We start from the raw sequence: 17,821 nt of genomic DNA on the forward strand, positions 1-17,821 counted from the left end.
CGGCAAGGGCTTTTGCTTGTTTGCGGCGTGGCGGCAGCTCAGCCGGCGGCGTGCTCGCGCTCGATCGCTTCGATCTCTTCCTGTAGCAGCATCCAGTCTTCTTCCACGCTTTCCAGCTGGCTGGCCACCTCGCCCTGGCGGCGGATGCTGTCGGCCAGCTTGGCTTTGTTTGCGTCGCTGTACGCGTCTTCACTGGACAGGAAGGCATCCAGCTCGGCTTTTTCCTTGCCCAGCGTTTCCAGCGAGTTTTCCAGCTTGTTCAGCTTGGCCAGCAGCGGTTTCTTGGCGGCGGCCAACTTCTGTCGTGCCTCGGCCTCCTGGCGCTTCTGGTCTTTGCGGTTCACCGTTTGGGCGTCGCCGCTGGACGGGCGGTTGGCGTCGGCCAGCTGCGCCAGCCGCCACTGGCGGTAGTCTTCCAGGTCGCCGTCAAACGGCTGTACCGTGCCGTCGGCCACCAGCCAGAACACGTCGGTGGTGGATTCCAGCAGCGAGCGGTCGTGCGACACCACCACCAGCGCGCCGCCGAAATCCTGTAGCGCCAGCGTCAGCGCGTGGCGCATTTCCAGGTCCAGGTGGTTGGTCGGTTCATCCAGCAGCAGCAGGTTGGGCTTTTGCCACACGATCATCGCCAGCGCCAGCCGCGATTTCTCGCCACCGGACATCGGGCCCACCGGGTCGCTGACCATGTCGCCGCGGAAGTTGAAGCCGCCAAGGAAGGTGCGCAGCTCCTGCTCGCGTACCTCTGGCGCCAGCCGCTGCATGTGGCGCAGCGGGGATTCCTCGGGGCGCAGCGTATCCAGCTGGTGCTGGGCAAAGTAGCCGATTTTCAGCGTTTGCGCGCAGATCAGCTCGCCACTTTGTGGTGGTAGCTCGCCGGCCAGCAGTTTCACCAGCGTGGACTTGCCGGCGCCGTTGACGCCCAGCAGGCCGATGCGGCTGCCGGCTTCCACCGACAAGGCCAAGCGGTGCAGGATGGTGGTGGCACCGTAGCCAACGTTGGCCGCATCCAGTCGCAGCAGCGGGTTGGGCAGGTTGTCCGGTGTGTCGAAATGGAAGTCGAACGGCGAGGCCACGTGCGCCGGCGCGATGCGTTCCAGCTTTTCCAGCGCCTTGACGCGGCTTTGCGCCTGGCGCGCCTTGCTGGCTTTGGCCTTGAAGCGGGTGATGAACGATTCCAGATGCGCGATCTGGCGTTGCTGCTTCTCGTAGTCTCCTTGCTGGCGCGACAGTTTTTCGGCGCGCATCACCTCGAACTGGCTGTAGTTGCCGGTGTAGAGGGTGAGCGTCTGGCTGGACACGTCCACGATGTGGCTGGTGATGCTGTCGAGGAAGTCGCGGTCGTGCGAGATCACCAGCAGCGTGCCTTCGTAGGCTTTCAGCCAGTCCTCCAGCCACAGTACCGTTTCCAGGTCCAGGTGGTTGGTGGGTTCGTCCAGCAGAAGCAAGTCGGAGCGGCACATCAGCGCCTGCGCCAGGTTCAGCCGCATGCGCCAGCCGCCGGAGAACGTCGATACCGGGCGCTGGTGGCTGTCCGGCGCAAAGCCCAGGCCGTTCAGCAGCTTGGCGGCGCGTGACGGTGCGGCGTAGCCGCCGATGCGGTCCAGCTCACCGTGCAGGCTGCCGATGGCATGGCCGTCGCCGCTGGCCTCGGCGGCGGCCAGCTTGTGCTGCAGGCCGCGCAGTTCGGCGTCGCCGTCCAGCACGTAGTCGAGTGCCGATTGCGCCAGCGCCGGGGTTTCCTGCGCCACATGGGCCAGGGTCCAGTGCGGCGGTACGATGGCGTCGCCGCTATCGGCGTGCAGTTCGCCCTTCAGCAGCGCGAACAGGCTGGATTTGCCGGCGCCATTGGCACCGACAATGCCGGCCTTGTTACCGGGGTTGATGGTGAGGTTGGCCGCAATCAGCAGTTCTTTCAGGCCGCGGCGCAAGGTAAGGTTTTTTAGCTGGATCATGATTGTCTTTTGCCACCGCAGCAGACTGCTGGCGCGGCAAAAGTCAGCGCGCGTCAGGTTGGCATGGTGGAGAGTGTCGGGCTGACGCCGCCGGGGCAGCGTCAGCCTGTATGGGTGGTTGTGCTTAAACGGCCGGCAGGCTGGACAACTCCCAGCGCGGCTTCACCGTGAAGCCGCCGGCCGGCGTGGCGTATTTCAGGCGCATGGCGCCGGCAAAGGCGATCATGGCGCCGTTGTCGGTGCACAGCTTCAGCGGCGGGTAGAACACCTGGTATTTGCGGCGGCGGGCCGCCTCGTCCAGCGCGGCGCGCAGCTGCTTGTTGGCGCCCACGCCGCCGGCTACCACAATGCGCTGCATGCCGGTCTGTTTCAGCGCCTTCATGCACTTGCTGACCAGTACCTCGACGATGGCTTCCTGGAACGCGCGGCAGATGTCCTTGCGCGCTTGTTCGTCGATACTGCCGTGCTCGGCTTCCACTTGCTTGCTCAGCGTCAGTACCGCCGTTTTCAGGCCGGAAAAGCTCATGTCCAGGTTGGGCGAGTGCAGCATCGGGCGCGGCAGCTCGAAGCGGGCGGGGTCGCCTTCTTCTGCCAGTTTCGATAGTAGCGGGCCACCAGGGTAGGGCAGGCCCAGCAGTTTGGCGGTTTTATCGAACGCTTCGCCGGCAGCATCGTCCAGCGTCTCGCCCAGGATCTCGTACTGGCCGACGCCGCGCACGGCCATGATCTGGGTGTGGCCGCCGGAAACCAGCAGCGCCAGGAACGGGAAGTCCGGGCGCGGGGTGGCTAGCAAGGGGGATAGCAGGTGGCCTTCCAGGTGGTGGACGGCAATCACCGGTTTGCCCAGGCCGACGGCCAGTGCGTTAGCAAAGCCGGCGCCAACCAACAGCGCGCCGCCAAGGCCTGGCCCTTGGGTGTAGGCAATAGCGTCGATGTCTTGCAGGGTGACGCCGGCTTCGGCCAGGCAGGCTTCGGTGAGCGGGCGCACGCGACGGATGTGATCGCGGCTGGCCAGTTCGGGCACCACGCCGCCGTATTCGGCGTGCATGGCCATCTGGGAGTGCAGCTGGTCGGCAATCAGGCCGCGTTCGGTGTGGTACAGGGCAACACCGGTTTCGTCACAGGACGATTCGATACCAAGAACAAGCATGGGAGCCGTTTCAAAACTAAACAATCTTTCCATTTTACCGGTGATTCTTTGTCCGCCCAAATCGGCGATGTTAGGCTTGGGGTCTGTATTCCTCGGAGATAGGCATGAAAGCAAGACTGAAGTGGGTAGACGGCGTGTGTTTCATGGGCGAAACCGGCAGCGGCCACGCTGTGGTGATGGACGGCGCGCCGGAAGGTGGCGGGCGCAATCTGGGCCCGCGCCCGATGGAACTGCTGCTGCTGGGCACCGCCGGCTGCACCAGCTACGACGTGATCACTATTCTGAAAAAATCGCGCCAGGACGTGCGCGATTGCTGGGTGGAGATGGAAGCCGAGCGTGCCGATACCGACCCGAAGGTATTCACCAAGATCCACTTCCACTTTGTGGTGGTTGGCCGCAATCTGAAAGATGACACCGTGGCGCGCGCCATCAGCCTGTCGGCCGACAAGTACTGCTCGGCGTCCATCATGCTGGGCAAGACCGCGGACATTACCCACGACTTCGAGATTCGCGACGACGCGTAAGTTTTTGTTGTTGTCCGCATCCCGATAAACCCCGGCCTGGTGCCCAATGCCAGTCAGTTAAGCGAATATGCTTGGCCTTCAAGTAGGAGAGCGTGAGTGAAGCGCCCCATCCCGTTGGCGCGAGCCGGTCAAAATGGTGCGCCCCAGGTTTTAAGACGCCGATTTGTTTGAGTCCCGAGCCGTTAGCGAGGGGCGAGTTCGGCGGCGCCTGGGGCGTGCCATTTTGGACGGGGTTTCGAGCAGCCCCGGGTTGCGGGGGAATGAAAAGGGGGCGGCAATCCGCCCCCTTTCCCGTCTGCCGGGCGGAACCGGCATCTAATTATCGTCCGCATAGCGGACACATTAGCACTCTTCAAACACAACAATCCCCTAGCCAAAAAAACGCCAGTCAGCGCTAACTGACTGGTATTAGGCCTGGTGCCAGGGTTTTGCTTTTTTGCCGTGCTCGCCTGCTGTTGGCCGCTGGCCGGCAAGTTTTGCCGCTGTCTTTGCCGCTTGCCGGCGCTGTGGGCTGCCATTCGGCTGCAGCTCGGCTTTCTTTAGCCTTTTTTGCAAAAAAAAGCTGGCACGCTTTGTGCTGTAGAGGCGCATCAACGAGATTGACTGCCATGCTGAACAAAATTGCTAACCACCTCGACTTCTACCAGCGTTCGCTGAACCTGCGTGCCGCCAAGGCAGAAGTCATTGCCAGCAATATCGCCAACGCCGATACCCCTGGTTACAAGGCGGTGGATTTTGATTTCGGCAAGGCACTGAAAAGCCAGACCGATGCCCAGCAGGCTAACGCCATGGGTTTGGCTCGTACTGATGGGCGCCATATGGCGGCATCGGCCAGCGTGCCGCAAGAGGGTGGCTTGCAGTACCGCAGCGCGGTGCAGCGCAGCCTCGACGGCAACACCGTGGATATGGATGTGGAGCGCTCGGCCTTTACCGACAACGCCTTGAAATACCAGTCCACGCTGACGTTCCTGAATAAACGCATCAGTGGCTTGATGGAAGCCATCAAGGGAGGTCAGTAATCATGTCGCTGTCTAATGTTTTCAATATCGCCGGCTCGGCGCTGACCGCGCAGTCGATGCGTCTGAACCTGGTGGCCAGTAATATCGCCAACGCCGAGAGTACGGCGTCGTCCACCGGTGAGCCGTACCGTGCCCGCCACGCCGTGTTTACCGCGGTGCCGGTGAGTGCGCAAGCGCCGCAAGTGGCGGGTGTACGGGTGACTGCGGTAGCTGAAGATACGTCGCCGTTCCGCATGAAGTACGAGCCGGGTCACCCGCTGGCTGATGATAAAGGCTATGTGCGCATGCCCAACGTGAATCCGGTAGAGGAAATGGCCGACATGATCTCGGCTTCGCGTTCCTACCAGACCAACGTTGAAATCGTGAATACCGCTAAGTCCCTGCTGCAGAAAACCCTGCAGATGGGTCAGTAAGGCAGGAGTGTTAAGTCATGGCTACCAGTGTTGCCTCCACCAATTTTGACTACAGTTCGCTGAACCCGACGCAGTCGACCAGTACGACCGCTACCGGCAATTCCGCGACCGAAATCCAGAACCGTTTCCTCACCCTGCTGACCACGCAGCTGCGTGCGCAGGACCCGATGAACCCGATGGATAACAGCCAGATGACCAGTCAGATGGCGCAGATCAGCACGGTCAGCGGTTTGGAAAGCGTCAATGCGGCAGTGAAGGCCATGACCGAAAGTCAGGCTGCCAGCCAGTCGCTGCTGGCGACGATGCTGATTGGCCGTCAAGTGCTCAGCCCTAACAACACCTTGACCATGACTGACGGCAAGGCGGTGGGCACCATCGAATTTGCCAAGGCGGCTACCCAGGTAACGGTAACCGTCACCAATAGCAACGGTGCAGTGGTGGATACCTTCGAGATGGGCGCGCAAAAAGCCGGTCAGTTTGTCTTCAACTGGGATGGTAAAGGTGCCGATGGCAAGACCCTGCCCAATGGCGACTACACCTTCAAGGTGTCGGCAGTGGCTGACGGGAATACCGCAGTGGGTGCCACCATGATGGCGCCGAGCAAGGTGACCAGCGTGGCATGGGAAAAGGGTGTGCCGATGTTTGTGATTTCGTCTGGCGAGCGTGTGCCTGTCAGCAAGATCAGTCAGATTCTGTAATCTGCGGTGTGAAAGTTAGGAGAGAATCATGAGTTTTCAGCAAGGTCTGAGTGGTCTGAACGCCGCAGCGAAACAACTGGACGTTATCGGTAACAACGTGTCCAACGCCAGTACCGTAGGTTTCAAGGCCTCTCGTGCCGAATTTTCCGATTTGTACGCTACCAGCCTGTACGGTGTGAGTGACACCGAGTCCGGTATCGGCTCGCAAACCATCAAGGTGGCGCAGCAGTTCCAGCAAGGTAACATCACTGCCACCAAAAACCCGCTGGACATGGCAATCTCTGGCTCCGGCTTCTTCAAGCTGTGGAGTGATACCTCGGCCACGTCTACGTTCTATTCGCGTAACGGTCAGTTCAAACTGGATAAAGACGGTTATTTCGTCAACAACGGCAACTACCTGATCGGCGAGCCGGTAGGTGGTGGCGATGATGCACCGTTGAAAATCGATCGTGCCGGCCTGCCGGGTACGCCGTCTACTTCGCTGCAGTGGCAGTTCAACCTGGATGCCGACCAGAAGTCGCCGCTGGTGGACTACACCACGACGCCGAACACCATGAAAACGCCGACGCCGGCCATCAATCCGACCGACAGCACCACTTACAACTTCACCACCAGCATGCGGGTGTATGACAAGGTGGGTAGTGCCCATACCGTGTCGCTGTACTTCCAGCGTCAGGCCACTGCCGGTTCGCCGCCGGCGGTCAATAACACCTGGAATGTGTCCTACAAACTGAACAACAATGCCGTGACTTCGGCCGGCTCGGTATCGTTTACCACCGACGGTAAGCTCACCGCCCCGTTCAGCTTTACCATCCCGGGTGGTGCGGCCAACCTGCCGGTGCCCGGTCAGCCTAACCAGCTGAACGATGCCGGTATCGTGGTGGACCTGGGTGGGACTACCCAGTACTCGGGTAGCTTCACGGTGGCCAAAGCCAAGGTGGACGGCAATCAGAAGGGCGAGCTGGTTGGTGTTGAAACCGCCGATGATGGCAATATCATCGCCAAGTACTCGAACGGTCAGGCGCAAAGCGTGGGCCGTGTCCGTCTGTATACCTTTGATAATGCTCAAGGCTTGCAGCCTAACGGCGAGAATAACTGGGCCGCGACAGCCGCGTCGGGTGAGGCCAAGCCAGGCTTCCCGGGTGAAGGCAGTTTTGGCAAGTTGCAATCGTCTGCCATTGAAGAATCCAACGCCGATACCACGGCAGAGCTGATCAACATGATCGTCGCGCAGCGCTTCTATCAGGCCAATGCGCAGACCATCAAGACGCAGGATGCCATCCTGCAAACCCTGCTCAACCTGCGTTAATCACTGAACGGGTAGCGTGATATGGACAAGATGATTTACCTGGCGATGACCGGTGCCAAGCATGTGGAATTGCAGCAGGCCACCACCGCCAACAATCTTGCCAATGCGCACACGACGGGCTTCAAGGCGGAACTGAATGCATTCCGCTCGTTGCCGGTAGTGGGGGACGGCGCGCCTACCCGTATTTATCAGGTGGATAACACCGTTGGTCACGACCTGTCGCAAGGTCCACTGCAAGTGACCGGCAATAATTTCGACTTTGCCATTGCCGGTCCGGGTTTTTTTGCCGTCGAGTTGCCGGGTGGTGGCGAAGCGTATACCCGAGATGGCGGTTTTCTGCTGGATTCGACCGGAATTTTGCGTACCAGATCTGGCATGGTAATTGCTGGTGAGGGTGGTCAGCTGCAAATGCCGGAAGGCACGCTGCCAGACTTGCGTCAGGACGGTACCTTGTTTGCCATTCCGGCCAACGGTGGCGCGCCGCAAGAGATTGGCCGCCTGAAGCTTGTCAACCCGGCACAGAACGAGGTTTACAAAGGCGAAGATGGCTTGTTCCGCTTGCACAGCGGCCAGGATGCCGATGCGGACCCTGCAGTGAAGGTGCGCGCAGGGTATCTGGAAGGCAGTAACGTCAATGCTGTCGATAGCCTGGTGCAGATGATCAGCCATGCCAAGCATTACGACCTGAACGTCAAGCTGATGCAGACAGCTGAACAGAATGCCAAGTCGGCGACACAGATCCTGTCGCCGACCTAATGGAAAACGGATAACGGTAGGTAAGACATCATGATGCGTTCGCTTTACACCGCCAAGTCGGGTATGGAATCCAGCCAGTTTCGGCTGGACGTCATTTCCAACAACCTGGCCAACGTCGGTACCAAGGGTTTCAAGCGTAGCGCAGCCATTTTTGAAGATTTGATGTACCAGACGCTGCGTACGCCTGGTTCCCGTTTGCAAACGGGTGAAACCCTGCCTACCGGTCTGACGGTGGGTCTGGGTGCTGCACCGGTTGCGACGGCGCGTGTGCACACCGAAGGCGGTTTGGCAACGACGGGCAATGTGTTTGATCTGGCGGTGAATGGCCGCGGTTTTTTCCAGGTACTGACGCCGGATGGCCTGACTGCGTATACCCGTAACGGCCAGTTCCAGCGCGGTGCTACCGGGCGCTTGGAAACCGCTGAAGGTTACCCGCTGCAGCCGGAGATTACCGTGCCGGATGGTACGGCTTACCAGGTAACTGAAGACGGTGCTGTGTCATACCTGGCGCCGGGTGCGACCGAGCGTACCCAGGTGGGTCAGCTGGAGTTGGTGGATTTCATCAACCCGGCCGGTCTGGATGCCTTGGGCGGGAACCTGTACCGCGAAACTGCCGCCTCTGGCGCACCGGTTGCGGGTACAGGGGGGTTGCTGGGCTTTGGCAAGATCAAGTCTGGCTACCTGGAAGAGTCGAACGTCAATGTGGCCGAAGAGTTGGTCGGCATGATCCAGGCGCAGCGTGCTTACGAGATGAACTCGCGTGCGATCAAGACTTCGGATGAGATGCTGCAGCGTCTGACGCAGTTGTAATCGCATTCGGGATGACGGGGAGTAAGGCAATGGCAAAATGTGTCCGGGCGGTACTGGTGATGCTGGGCGGCTTGCTGCTGGCAGGATGTGCCACGCAGTCGGCGCCGATCACGCATCAGCCGATGTCGGTTCGGCCGCAGCCGCAGCCGATGGCCATGCCTTCTGATGGTTCCATTTTTCAGGTGGCCAACTACAAGCCTTTCTTTGAGGATCAGACCCCGGTACGGGTGGGTGACCTGTTGACCGTCACCATCAATGAAAGTACCAAGTCGTCCAACAAGGAAGACTCGGCCGGCCAGCGTAACTCGTCGGTGAATGGCAGTGTTGCCGCTAACCTGGCGCTGCCGTTTTTCCCGGGAGCGCTGGAGAAAAAGCTGGCAGGTACGACGCTGAGCGGTTCCGGTACGGCCAGTGAGCAAGGCAAGACCAGTAGTAACAACAGCAGCTCGTTCAGTGCATCGATCACGGTGACCGTCATTGATGTTTACCCGAACGGCAACCTGCTGGTGAGTGGTGAGAAGCAGATCAAGATCAATAGCGAGCACGAATTCGTCCGCCTGTCCGGCGTGGTGAATCCGCGTGACATCAAGCAGGGTAATACGGTGGAGTCCACCCGCGTGGCAGACGCGCGTATCGAGCAGATCAACGACGGTCGTGGCCGGGTGTACAACGACACGGGCTGGTTGCAAAAGATCTTCCTGTCGGTGTTGCCGTTCTAGGCGGGGTAAGGTGATGACGCGCATAGGCTTATTGTTGTGTTGCTGCCTGTTGGCATTGCCTGCCGCGGCTGCTCAGCGCGTAAAAGAGCTGGCGTCGGTAGCTGGGGTGCGTTCCAACCCCTTGCTCGGTTATGGCTTGGTGGTCGGCCTGGATGGCAGTGGTGACAAAGCCGGCTCCTCGCCGTTTACCAGCCAGTCTTTGGCCAGCATGCTGAACCAGTTGGGGGTGCAGGTACCCAGTGGTACCAAGCTGGACCCGAAGAATGTGGCAGCGGTGACGCTGACGGCGACCATGCCGGCTTTTGCCCGTCGTGGTCAGCCGGTGGATGTGACGGTTTCGTCGATCGGCGATGCCAAGAGCCTGAAGGGTGGCACCTTGCTGATGTCGCCGCTCAAAGGCGCGGATGGCATGATTTACGCCCTGGCGCAGGGTAATGTGGTGGTTGGCGGTGCTGGTGCGTCGTCGGGTGGCAGCAAAGCGCAGGTGAATCACCTGAGTGTTGGCCGCATACCGTCCGGTGCCACGATTGAGCGCGAGGTGCCGAATGGTTTTGCCAATAGTGAGGTCGTCTCACTGAATCTGCAGGAGTCAGATTTCACCACGGCTAACCGCATGGTGCAGGCGATCAACAAGCAGTTTGGCGCGGGTGCGGCGCGGGCGGTAGATGGTGGAACCATCGAAGTGCGGGCGCCGCAAGACAGTAATGCCCGGATACAGTTTTTGTCGCAGCTGGAAAATATTGCCGTCGAACCGGCAGAAGTGGCCCCCTTGGTCATCATCAATGCCCGTACCGGGTCCATCGTGATGAACCGAGCGGTCAAGATCGAGCCTTGTGCCATTGCGCACGGCAACTTGTCGGTAACGGTGAGTGGTAGTAGTAACGTAAGTCAGCCGCCGGCACTGAGTGGTGGTCAGACTACGGTAACCAATCAGGCTGATATTTCGATCAAGGCCGATAATGGCAAGGTGCTGAATCTGCCGGGTAGTGCTTCACTGTCGCAAGTAGTGAATGCATTGAATTCGGTAGGGGCAACACCGCAAGATTTGGTTTCAATTCTGCAGGCGATGAAGTCGTCCGGGGCACTGAAGGCTGACCTGCAGATCATTTGACACAAGTTGATAGGCACTCCGTTATTATGGAGTTTTGGTGGGCGATACCGACGGTATCGCCCTTTTTTTTGCTTCAGAGCACCTGGCCCGATTTTTGCTGTAAACAGGCGAGACCTACAGGAATTGCCGCCATGATCAACCCCAATGCTACCAATAACCGCCTGGTGATGGACCCGGACGCTACCCGCTCGCTGAGTGAGCTGGCGCGCAAGGACCCCAAGGCGGCGGTCAAGCAAGTGGCCGGGCAGTTCGAGGCCTTGATGATGGGCCAGCTGATGTCTTCGATGCGCGCTTCCACATTGAGTGACGAGGAAGACAGCCAAGAAATGGAGACTTACCGTGGCATGTACGACCAGCAGATGGTCCAGGCCATGGTCGGTGCCGGTGGCTTTGGCCTGGCGGAATCCCTGTCCCAGTACCTGCTGAAGGCCATGCCGGCCGAGCAGGGGGAGGCGGGCAGTGCCGAGTTGGCCGCAACCACCTCTCCGCTGCCGTCTGTGACTGCGGCAGTCCGCAAAGCTGTCGATACTTACGCCGCCATGTCACCGCAGGAAAATATTGCCTCTGTTGCCGGCAAGGATGACTTGCCGACCGGCAAGCAGGCTTTTGTTGATGCCCTGTTACCTCATGCCCGTCAGGCAGCGGCCAAGCTGGGCGTTGCACCGGAGGTGCTGGTGGGTCATGCGGCACTGGAGTCTGGCTGGGGGCAGCGTGCCATCCGTCACCCGGATGGGCGCCACAGTTACAACCTGTTTGGTATCAAAGCCTCGCCGGGCTGGAAAGGCGAGGCTGTGGCTACCCTGACCACGGAGTACGAAGGCGGTGTGGCGAAGAAGCAGGTAGACAGCTTCCGTGCCTACCCGTCGTTGCAGGCGGCGTTTGACGATTATGCCCGCCTGCTGGCTGATAACCCGCGTTATCAGCAGGCCCTGAACCAGGGCCAAAATGCTGCCGGCTTTGCCAATGCCCTGCAGCGCGGTGGTTACGCTACCGATCCCGCTTATGCGCAGAAGCTGCAAGCCGTGATTCGCACGGTCGCCAATGCTTGAGCTTCATTTATTGGCAATCGTGACGATAAACAGTATTAAGGAGAGTTGATATGAGCGGCAGCATTTTCGGCATTGCCGTTACCGGCCTCAATTCCGCCAAGGCGGCGCTGGAAGTCACCAGCCATAACATCGGTAACGTCAATACCCAGGGGTATACCCGGCAAACAACCACCCAGAAGGCCAGCGATCCGCTGTTCGAGGGGTATGGCTTTGTCGGTACCGGGGTCAATCTGACCGGGGTCAATCGTGTTTACGACCAGTTCACCGAAAAGCAGATGCGCGATGTCAACGCCAAAGTGGCATCACTGGATGCCCAGAAGCAATCGCTGCAAGACCTGGACAACCTGATGGCGGACTCCACCGCCGGTTTGTCTTCGGTGCTGCAGGGTTTTTTCAGCAGCATCCAGACCATGAACAGCCAGCCTTCGTCCACGGCGGCGCGGCAGTCGGTATTAAGCCAGGCGCAAGCTCTGGCTGGACGCTTTGCGGCGATTGGCGGCCGGGTGGAAGAGCTGCGCCAGGGCTTGGCGACGCAGGTCAACTCCAGTGTCGAGAGTATCAACGCTTACGCTGGCGAGATCGCCAGTATCAACCGCCAGATCGCCACCTTGCAGCAAGGGAATGGCCGCTTGCCCAATGACTTGCTGGATCGTCGGGATAATCTGGTACAGAAGCTCAACGAGCTGGTGAAGACCGATGTGGTGGTGCAGGATGACGGCAGCTACAGCGTGTTCATCGGCCAGGGGCAGTCGCTGGTGTTGGGTGATCAGGCCGGCAAAATGGTGATGGAGCGCGTCAATCCGGATGACCCGGATGCCATTTCCGTGGGGATCTCCATCCCCAATGTGACCGGTACCATCACCATCGATCCTGCCCGTATGGGAGGCGGCAAGCTGGAAGGCATCATGCAGGTGCTGGGTACCGATGTGCGACGCATCCAGACCGACCTTGGCCGTATGGCGGTAGAGCTGTCTGATGCGTTCAACCGCCAGCACTCGCTGGGCTATGATCTTAACGGTCAGCCAGCCACCGGTGCCCTGTTTTTCAACGACCTTACGGCAGAGCGTGCGGCCGCCGAAGCCACGGGCGCCAGCCCCGACAAGCAGGCATTTTACATGCGCCAGGCCTTGGACAAATTCGGTGTGGCCCTGACAGAGCCGTCCAAAATTGCCGCTTCGTCCGGGCTGCAGGCTACGCATACGGTTGACCCTGTTGCCGGCAAGCCCAGCATTGCGTCAGTCTGGCAGACGGCCAACCTGCACCAGTCCACCACGGCGGCACTGGACACCAACAAGACGCTTGGCCAGGTGTTGGGCCAGGCTACGCCGGCGGTGACCAGCCTGAATATCCAGTACGATCCCAGCCAGCCGATGCCGTATTCGGTGACGCCAGTGCCGGCGGGGTTGACTATCAGTGCTGTCAGCCTGTCATCGACACAGTCCGGCGTATATGAATTTACCGTGCAGAGCGGTAATGACAAGGTCAATATTTCGTTCAAACCGGAAGGCTCGGCCTCGACTATCCAGAACCTCACATTGGGGCAGCGCACACCGGGTACGCTGGCAGCGCAGAACAACGCCAATATGCTGGAAATGGGCAAGCTACAGACCAAGCCGCTATTGCGGCCAACCCCGACGGCCAGCAGTAATCTGGTACCGCCGCTGTCGGATACGCCTACCACCAACTTGCAGGCTTTCTATGGCCAGATGGTCAGCTACGTCGGTAACCGGGCCAATGTCGCCGATGTGGCCCTGACTGCACAGGAGGCGTCCAAGCAGCAGGTCATGCTGAGCCGCGAAGAAATATCCGGCGTCAATCTGGACGAAGAGGCGGCCAACCTCATTCGCTTCCAGCAGGCATACCAAGCGTCCAGCCGCGTCATCCAGGTGGCGCAGGACATGTTCAAGAACCTGCTGGAACTGCGTTGATAGGGAGATGAATCATGCGCGTCAGTAGTACCTCCCAGTACCTGTTAGGTACCTATGGCTTGCAAAGCAAGCAGGCCCAGCTCAACCATCTGCAAGAGCAGCTGTCCACGTTGCGGCGTGTGGTGCGACCGTCTGATGATCCGGTTGCCGCTACGCTGGCAGTATCGGTAGCACAGACGCAGTCGATGAACGAGCAGCAGGTCAAGAGTGCCAAACTGGCGTCCACCCAGCTGGCGATCACCGACACGGCGTTGCAAAGCGCTTCTACTACCATCGCCAGCATCAAGTCGCTGGCGATCCAGGCGGGTAACGGTGCGCTAAGCGACGACAACCGCAAGGCGATCCAGAATGAAATGCGCGAACGGGTGAAAGAGCTGATCGGCCTTGGCAATACGTCGGATGGGGCTGGCAACTACATTTTCGGTGGTACCCGCAAGGATGTGGCGCCATTCGTGCAGGCCGGTACCGCCAGTGCTACCTACCAGGGCAACCAGCAGCGGCAGGACGTACAGGTAGCCTCCGGGCGCGAGCTGGCGCTGACCGAGGTCGGTAATGACGTGTTTACCCCCGACTTGTGGAACAGTCTGGCTGCGCTGGATAGTGCACTGTCGCTGGGGCCGTCAGGTTCGGCTACCTATACGACTGACTTGCAAAGTGCGCTGGGTGGGCTGGATCGTGGTTTGGGTACCTTGCTGGCCGCGCAGGCTAGCGTGGGTGGCCGACAGCAGGAGATCGACGCCTTGCAGCAGCTGGGCGAAAGCATGGGCGTGCAATACGCTAGCCAGATGAGCAACCTGGTGGATCTGGATTTTGCCAAGGCTACATCGGAGTTTCAGCTGGCCATGACGGCACTGCAGACCAGCCAGAAAACCTACGCCCAGATCGGCCAATTGAGCTTGTTCAATCATATCTGATTCTGCTATGCGGCCAACCCCGGCTGCCGTACAATAGCGCCCCTCGTTTACCGGTGGGGCGCTTTGTTTTCCCTGCCATTTTCTGGAGTTGTCATGGAACCCGTACGCTTGTCCAAACGCATGGCCGAGATGAAGCTATGCTCCCGTCGCGAGGCGGACAGTTACATTGAGCAGGGCTGGGTACGTGTCAACGGCCAGGTAGCCGTGCTGGGGCAGAAAGTCACCCCGGAAGACAAGATCGAGCTGGACAAGCGCTTGGGCCAGGCGCAGGCGCAGCGCGTCACCATCCTGATCAACAAGCCGATGGGTTATGTGTCGGGCCAGGCGGAAAAAGGCTACCTGCCAGCAGCCGCGCTGATTACCCCGGACAACCTGTGGTCGGAAGACCGTTCCGGCGTGCGTTTTTCGCGCGACCACATGAAGGGCCTGGCGCCGGCCGGTCGCCTCGACATCGACTCTGTCGGCCTGCTGGTGCTGACACAGGATGGTCGTGTGGCGAAAGAGATCATCGGCGAGCGCTCCGATGTGGAAAAAGAATACCTGGTGCGGGTGGAAGGCCAGCTGTCTGCCGAAGGCCTGAAGCTGCTCAATCACGGCCTGTCGCTGGATGGCGACGCCTTGCTGCCGGCCAAGGTCTGGTGGCAGAACGAAGACCAGCTGCGCTTCATCCTGAAGGAAGGCAAGAAGCGCCAGATCCGACGCATGTGCGAGCTGGTGGGCTTGCGCGTGGTTGGCCTCAAGCGTATCCGTATCGGTAACGTCATGCTGGGGGATCTGCCCACCGGCAAGTGGCGCTACCTGGCGAGCGACGAGCAGTTTTCCTGAGCCCGCTCTGTAGCAAAGCAAAACCCTGCTGGTGAAAGCAGGGTTTTTTGTTGAATGCCGGTAGGCCGGGGGCTGTGTGTCAGGTGTTCCAGATCTTGATCAGGAAAGCAGGGCGCACGCCGGCTTCTTTCAGGGAGATCGGCTCGGCAATCGCATAGTCAGCCATTCGCGTGTTGCGCGGCAGCGGCTCGCCGTACATCTCACCCGAGGCCGAGCGCAAGGCGGCCACCTTGGGGTGCTTGGTATTGCCGTCGCCAGGGCGGTGGGTGACCACCGCGATTTCGCGGTTGGCCAAGCGCACAAAACTGCCGGGCGGATAAATGCCCAGCTCCTTGATCAGCAGGGCAATGAAGCGCGGGTCGAATTCGCTGAATTCGCCCTTGAACATGCGCCCCAGCGCAATGGAGGGCAAGCGGCCAGCGCGGTGCGCCTGGGTGACCAGTAGCGAGGTCAGTACGTCGGTCAGACGGATCAGGTGGGCACCGGGGTCGATTTCTTCCTTTTTCATGCCATAAGGGTAGCCAGAGCCGTTCCACTCTTCATGGTGTTGTTGCACCAGCAAGTGCCAGCGTTCGTCATCAATACCCAGGTCGCGCAGAATGGCGGACGACAACAAGGGGTGCGCGTACATATCGGCTTTCTGGCTGGCATCCAGCGCAGAATCCTGTTTGGTCAGGTCGGTATGCAGCTTGGTCGCGGCAATATTCATGGTCAGCGCCGCCGACAGCAGCACCTGCATTTCTTTCTGGGGCAGATTCAGGCGGCGACCCAGAATGGCCAGCATGGCCGCAGTGTGCAGGCTGTGCATGCTGCCGTAATCGGTGAATGGTACCAGCAGACAGGCCGCAATCAGACCATCCGGCTGCTTGTCGGCCAGCAGTAGCAGCTTGTTCACCACCAGCTGGATGTCGGCACTGAAGTGGGGGGCCTGGAAGTAGCGGTTCAGCAGGCTGCCTACCTTGTGTGCCAACTGGTCCAGTTCCACCAGCGGGTTGATGATCTGGGCTTCCGCCATGCGCCGTTCTTGCTCCTGCCGTTCACGGCGTTCACGCAGTTCCTTTTCTACTATCGCGGCCTTGGCACTGTTTTCCAGCTGGCCGTGCTGTAGCAGCTTCTGCTTCTGCTCCGGTGTCAGCACGTAGTGACCCTGCTTGACCAGCAGCATGCCGTTACGGTGATAGACATCCACCGGCAGCTGCTTGCCTACCATGATCATGTCTGCGGACAGTTTGCTCTTATCGCTCATGACGAATGATATTTTTTAAGAGTATATTCCATTATAGTGTATCACCGCTTGTGTTATTTATAAGTGGCGCTTCCAGATCGGTGTCGCGCCCACAAGCCCGCCAGATACTGCGGCCGGATACCGATCTGCTTCTGGTCGATCGCTTGCGTAATGCGGTACTCGCGCAAGCTGGCTTCACGTAACTGCGGCTTGTTGTACGGAGCACCATCGTTGCGGCGCAGAACGGCGACGCAGGGCTCGTCGGCACGGTCGCGCCGGCTCAGTACTACACCCATTTCCTGGTTGGCCAGCTGCACGAAGCTCCCCGGCGGATAGATACCCAGCTCTTTCACCAGCAGCGAGGTAAAGCGGTAATCGAACATGGCATTGGCTTCCATGAAGATCTGCGCCAGGGCCAGGTTGGGCTTCATCGCGGCACGATAGGTACGTGGTACCAATTTGGCGGCGGTAACGTCTGCCAGGTGCAGCAAGTGCGACAGCGACTCGATGTTTTCCTTGTCCAGCCGGTAAGGATAGCCTTTGCCATCCCACTTTTCGTGGTGAGTTTGTACCAGCAGGTGCCACAGTTCGTCTTCAATGCCCAGCTCGCGCAGCATGGCCGACGATAGCAGCGGGTGGCCTTCGATCAGGCTGCGTTGTTCGTTGCTGAGTGGCGAGCTTTGGTGGTGCAGATCATCCATCAGTGCCGCAATCGACAGGTTCATGGTCAGCGCCGCCGAGATCAGGCTGTTGCGGGCGGGCATGTCCAGCTCCAGACGGCGGGTCAGCACCGCCAGGATGATGCCGACGTGGATGCTGTGGGCGGACGAGTATTTGGCCAGCGGTACCAGCAGCAGCGAGGCCAGCATGCCGTCCGGGGCTTTTTCGGTGAACGCGATCAGGCGGTTGGCCAGTGCCCGGACCCGCTGTTCGAAGCCACGGGCCGACAGGCCTGCACCCAGCAGGTAGTCGAGGTGGCGTGCAGCGTACTGGATTTCCTCGAACGGGCTGAACTCGCCAATGCGGGTCAGGTCGCTTTCTACCGGCGGCAGCGCATTGGCAGGATGGGTCATGCCCAGCGCCACCAGCCGTTCGCGTTGCTTCTCGTTCAGAACGTAGTGACCCTTGCGCAGCAGTAGCAGACCGTTGGCCGCATAGATGTCCGTAGGCAGGGCTTCGCCTACCTTGACGACGTGATTCAGTTCTTGCGGTGTGGCCTGCTTGTCCATGTTATCCGGCTACGCTGTGTTGGGTGTTTTCTGGATTATCGATGCAAAAAAGGTGCCAGTCATCCTGCACACGCCCTTGCGTGACAACTGCCGGCAAAATGGGCTGCCTTACAACAACGCCGACCGGCAAGGGGCGTAGTCGGCACCGCAAGGCGCCCCTGTCTGGCTGGCAAACAGGGGCGGCGTCAGT

18 protein-coding genes are annotated in these 17,821 nt (G+C 59.9%); 13 read left to right on the plus strand and 5 right to left on the minus strand.

What is annotated here, in order from left to right; all coding sequences use genetic code 11:
- Positions 1-38 precede the first annotated feature (38 nt).
- Both FLQ03_RS16545 and tsaD read right to left on the minus strand, forming a co-directional pair.
- On the minus strand, positions 39-1,952 hold the full coding sequence (locus FLQ03_RS16545; protein ID WP_144372686.1) for an ATP-binding cassette domain-containing protein: 1,914 nt from the start codon (positions 1,950-1,952) through the stop codon (positions 39-41).
- Positions 1,953-2,076: 124 nt separating this feature from the next.
- Positions 2,077-3,102: a tRNA (adenosine(37)-N6)-threonylcarbamoyltransferase complex transferase subunit TsaD gene (tsaD, locus tag FLQ03_RS16550; protein ID WP_144372687.1), complete on the minus strand. Its 1,026-nt coding sequence runs from the start codon at positions 3,100-3,102 to the stop codon at positions 2,077-2,079.
- Between the two features lie 104 nt (positions 3,103-3,206).
- On the opposite strand from tsaD, the gene FLQ03_RS16555 reads away from it, so the two are divergent.
- On the plus strand, positions 3,207-3,626 hold the full coding sequence (locus tag FLQ03_RS16555; RefSeq protein ID WP_144372688.1) for an OsmC family protein: 420 nt from the start codon (positions 3,207-3,209) through the stop codon (positions 3,624-3,626).
- Positions 3,627-4,034: 408 nt separating this feature from the next.
- Here FLQ03_RS16555 and FLQ03_RS16560 read toward each other — a convergent pair whose 3' ends face one another.
- Positions 4,035-4,220 (minus strand): hypothetical protein, encoded by a 186-nt coding sequence (locus FLQ03_RS16560; protein WP_144372689.1) that lies wholly within the window; start codon positions 4,218-4,220, stop codon positions 4,035-4,037.
- Between the two features lie 14 nt (positions 4,221-4,234).
- On the opposite strand from FLQ03_RS16560, the gene flgB reads away from it, so the two are divergent.
- The 12 genes from flgB to FLQ03_RS16620 all read left to right on the plus strand — a co-directional run bounded on the left by flgB (position 4,235) and on the right by FLQ03_RS16620 (position 15,177).
- Positions 4,235-4,645 carry a flagellar basal body rod protein FlgB gene (gene flgB, locus FLQ03_RS16565; protein ID WP_144372690.1) on the plus strand — a complete coding sequence of 137 codons (411 nt, stop codon included), beginning with the start codon at positions 4,235-4,237 and terminating at the stop codon, positions 4,643-4,645.
- 2 nt (positions 4,646-4,647) lie between these two features.
- Positions 4,648-5,058 carry a flagellar basal body rod protein FlgC gene (flgC, locus tag FLQ03_RS16570; protein WP_144372691.1) on the plus strand — a complete coding sequence of 137 codons (411 nt, stop codon included), beginning with the start codon at positions 4,648-4,650 and terminating at the stop codon, positions 5,056-5,058.
- A 17-nt stretch (positions 5,059-5,075) separates the two neighbouring features.
- Entirely contained in the window at positions 5,076-5,756 is a 681-nt protein-coding gene (locus FLQ03_RS16575) for a flagellar hook assembly protein FlgD (RefSeq protein ID WP_144372692.1), read from the plus strand.
- Positions 5,757-5,784: 28 nt separating this feature from the next.
- Entirely contained in the window at positions 5,785-7,065 is a 1,281-nt protein-coding gene (gene flgE, locus FLQ03_RS16580) for a flagellar hook protein FlgE (RefSeq protein WP_144372693.1), read from the plus strand.
- A gap of 21 nt (positions 7,066-7,086) precedes the next feature.
- Positions 7,087-7,821 (plus strand): flagellar basal body rod protein FlgF, encoded by a 735-nt coding sequence (locus FLQ03_RS16585; RefSeq protein WP_144372694.1) that lies wholly within the window; start codon positions 7,087-7,089, stop codon positions 7,819-7,821.
- Between the two features lie 30 nt (positions 7,822-7,851).
- Complete coding sequence (flgG, locus tag FLQ03_RS16590; RefSeq protein WP_144372695.1) at positions 7,852-8,631, plus strand: flagellar basal-body rod protein FlgG; 780 nt, start codon at positions 7,852-7,854, stop codon at positions 8,629-8,631.
- A 29-nt stretch (positions 8,632-8,660) separates the two neighbouring features.
- Entirely contained in the window at positions 8,661-9,350 is a 690-nt protein-coding gene (locus FLQ03_RS16595) for a flagellar basal body L-ring protein FlgH (protein WP_144372696.1), read from the plus strand.
- A 13-nt stretch (positions 9,351-9,363) separates the two neighbouring features.
- Positions 9,364-10,461: a flagellar basal body P-ring protein FlgI gene (locus FLQ03_RS16600; RefSeq protein ID WP_144372697.1), complete on the plus strand. Its 1,098-nt coding sequence runs from the start codon at positions 9,364-9,366 to the stop codon at positions 10,459-10,461.
- A gap of 131 nt (positions 10,462-10,592) precedes the next feature.
- Positions 10,593-11,510 carry a flagellar assembly peptidoglycan hydrolase FlgJ gene (gene flgJ / locus FLQ03_RS16605; protein WP_144372698.1) on the plus strand — a complete coding sequence of 306 codons (918 nt, stop codon included), beginning with the start codon at positions 10,593-10,595 and terminating at the stop codon, positions 11,508-11,510.
- 50 nt (positions 11,511-11,560) lie between these two features.
- Complete coding sequence (gene flgK, locus FLQ03_RS16610) at positions 11,561-13,438, plus strand: flagellar hook-associated protein FlgK (protein WP_144372699.1); 1,878 nt, start codon at positions 11,561-11,563, stop codon at positions 13,436-13,438.
- Between the two features lie 14 nt (positions 13,439-13,452).
- Positions 13,453-14,352 (plus strand): flagellar hook-associated protein FlgL, encoded by a 900-nt coding sequence (flgL, locus tag FLQ03_RS16615; protein ID WP_144372700.1) that lies wholly within the window; start codon positions 13,453-13,455, stop codon positions 14,350-14,352.
- Positions 14,353-14,445: 93 nt separating this feature from the next.
- A complete protein-coding gene (locus tag FLQ03_RS16620) occupies positions 14,446-15,177 on the plus strand; it encodes a pseudouridine synthase (RefSeq protein WP_144372701.1) in 732 nt (243 codons plus the stop codon).
- A gap of 79 nt (positions 15,178-15,256) precedes the next feature.
- Here the strand turns inward: FLQ03_RS16620 and FLQ03_RS16625 are convergent, their stop codons facing one another.
- Complete coding sequence (locus FLQ03_RS16625; protein WP_240802301.1) at positions 15,257-16,423, minus strand: HD-GYP domain-containing protein; 1,167 nt, start codon at positions 16,421-16,423, stop codon at positions 15,257-15,259.
- 53 nt (positions 16,424-16,476) lie between these two features.
- Positions 16,477-17,631: an HD-GYP domain-containing protein gene (locus FLQ03_RS16630; RefSeq protein ID WP_144372703.1), complete on the minus strand. Its 1,155-nt coding sequence runs from the start codon at positions 17,629-17,631 to the stop codon at positions 16,477-16,479.
- Positions 17,632-17,821 lie beyond the last annotated feature (190 nt).

The sequence above is a fragment of the Vogesella urethralis genome (genome assembly GCF_007644045.2).
In the GTDB taxonomy this organism is placed as follows: domain Bacteria; phylum Pseudomonadota; class Gammaproteobacteria; order Burkholderiales; family Chromobacteriaceae; genus Vogesella; species Vogesella urethralis.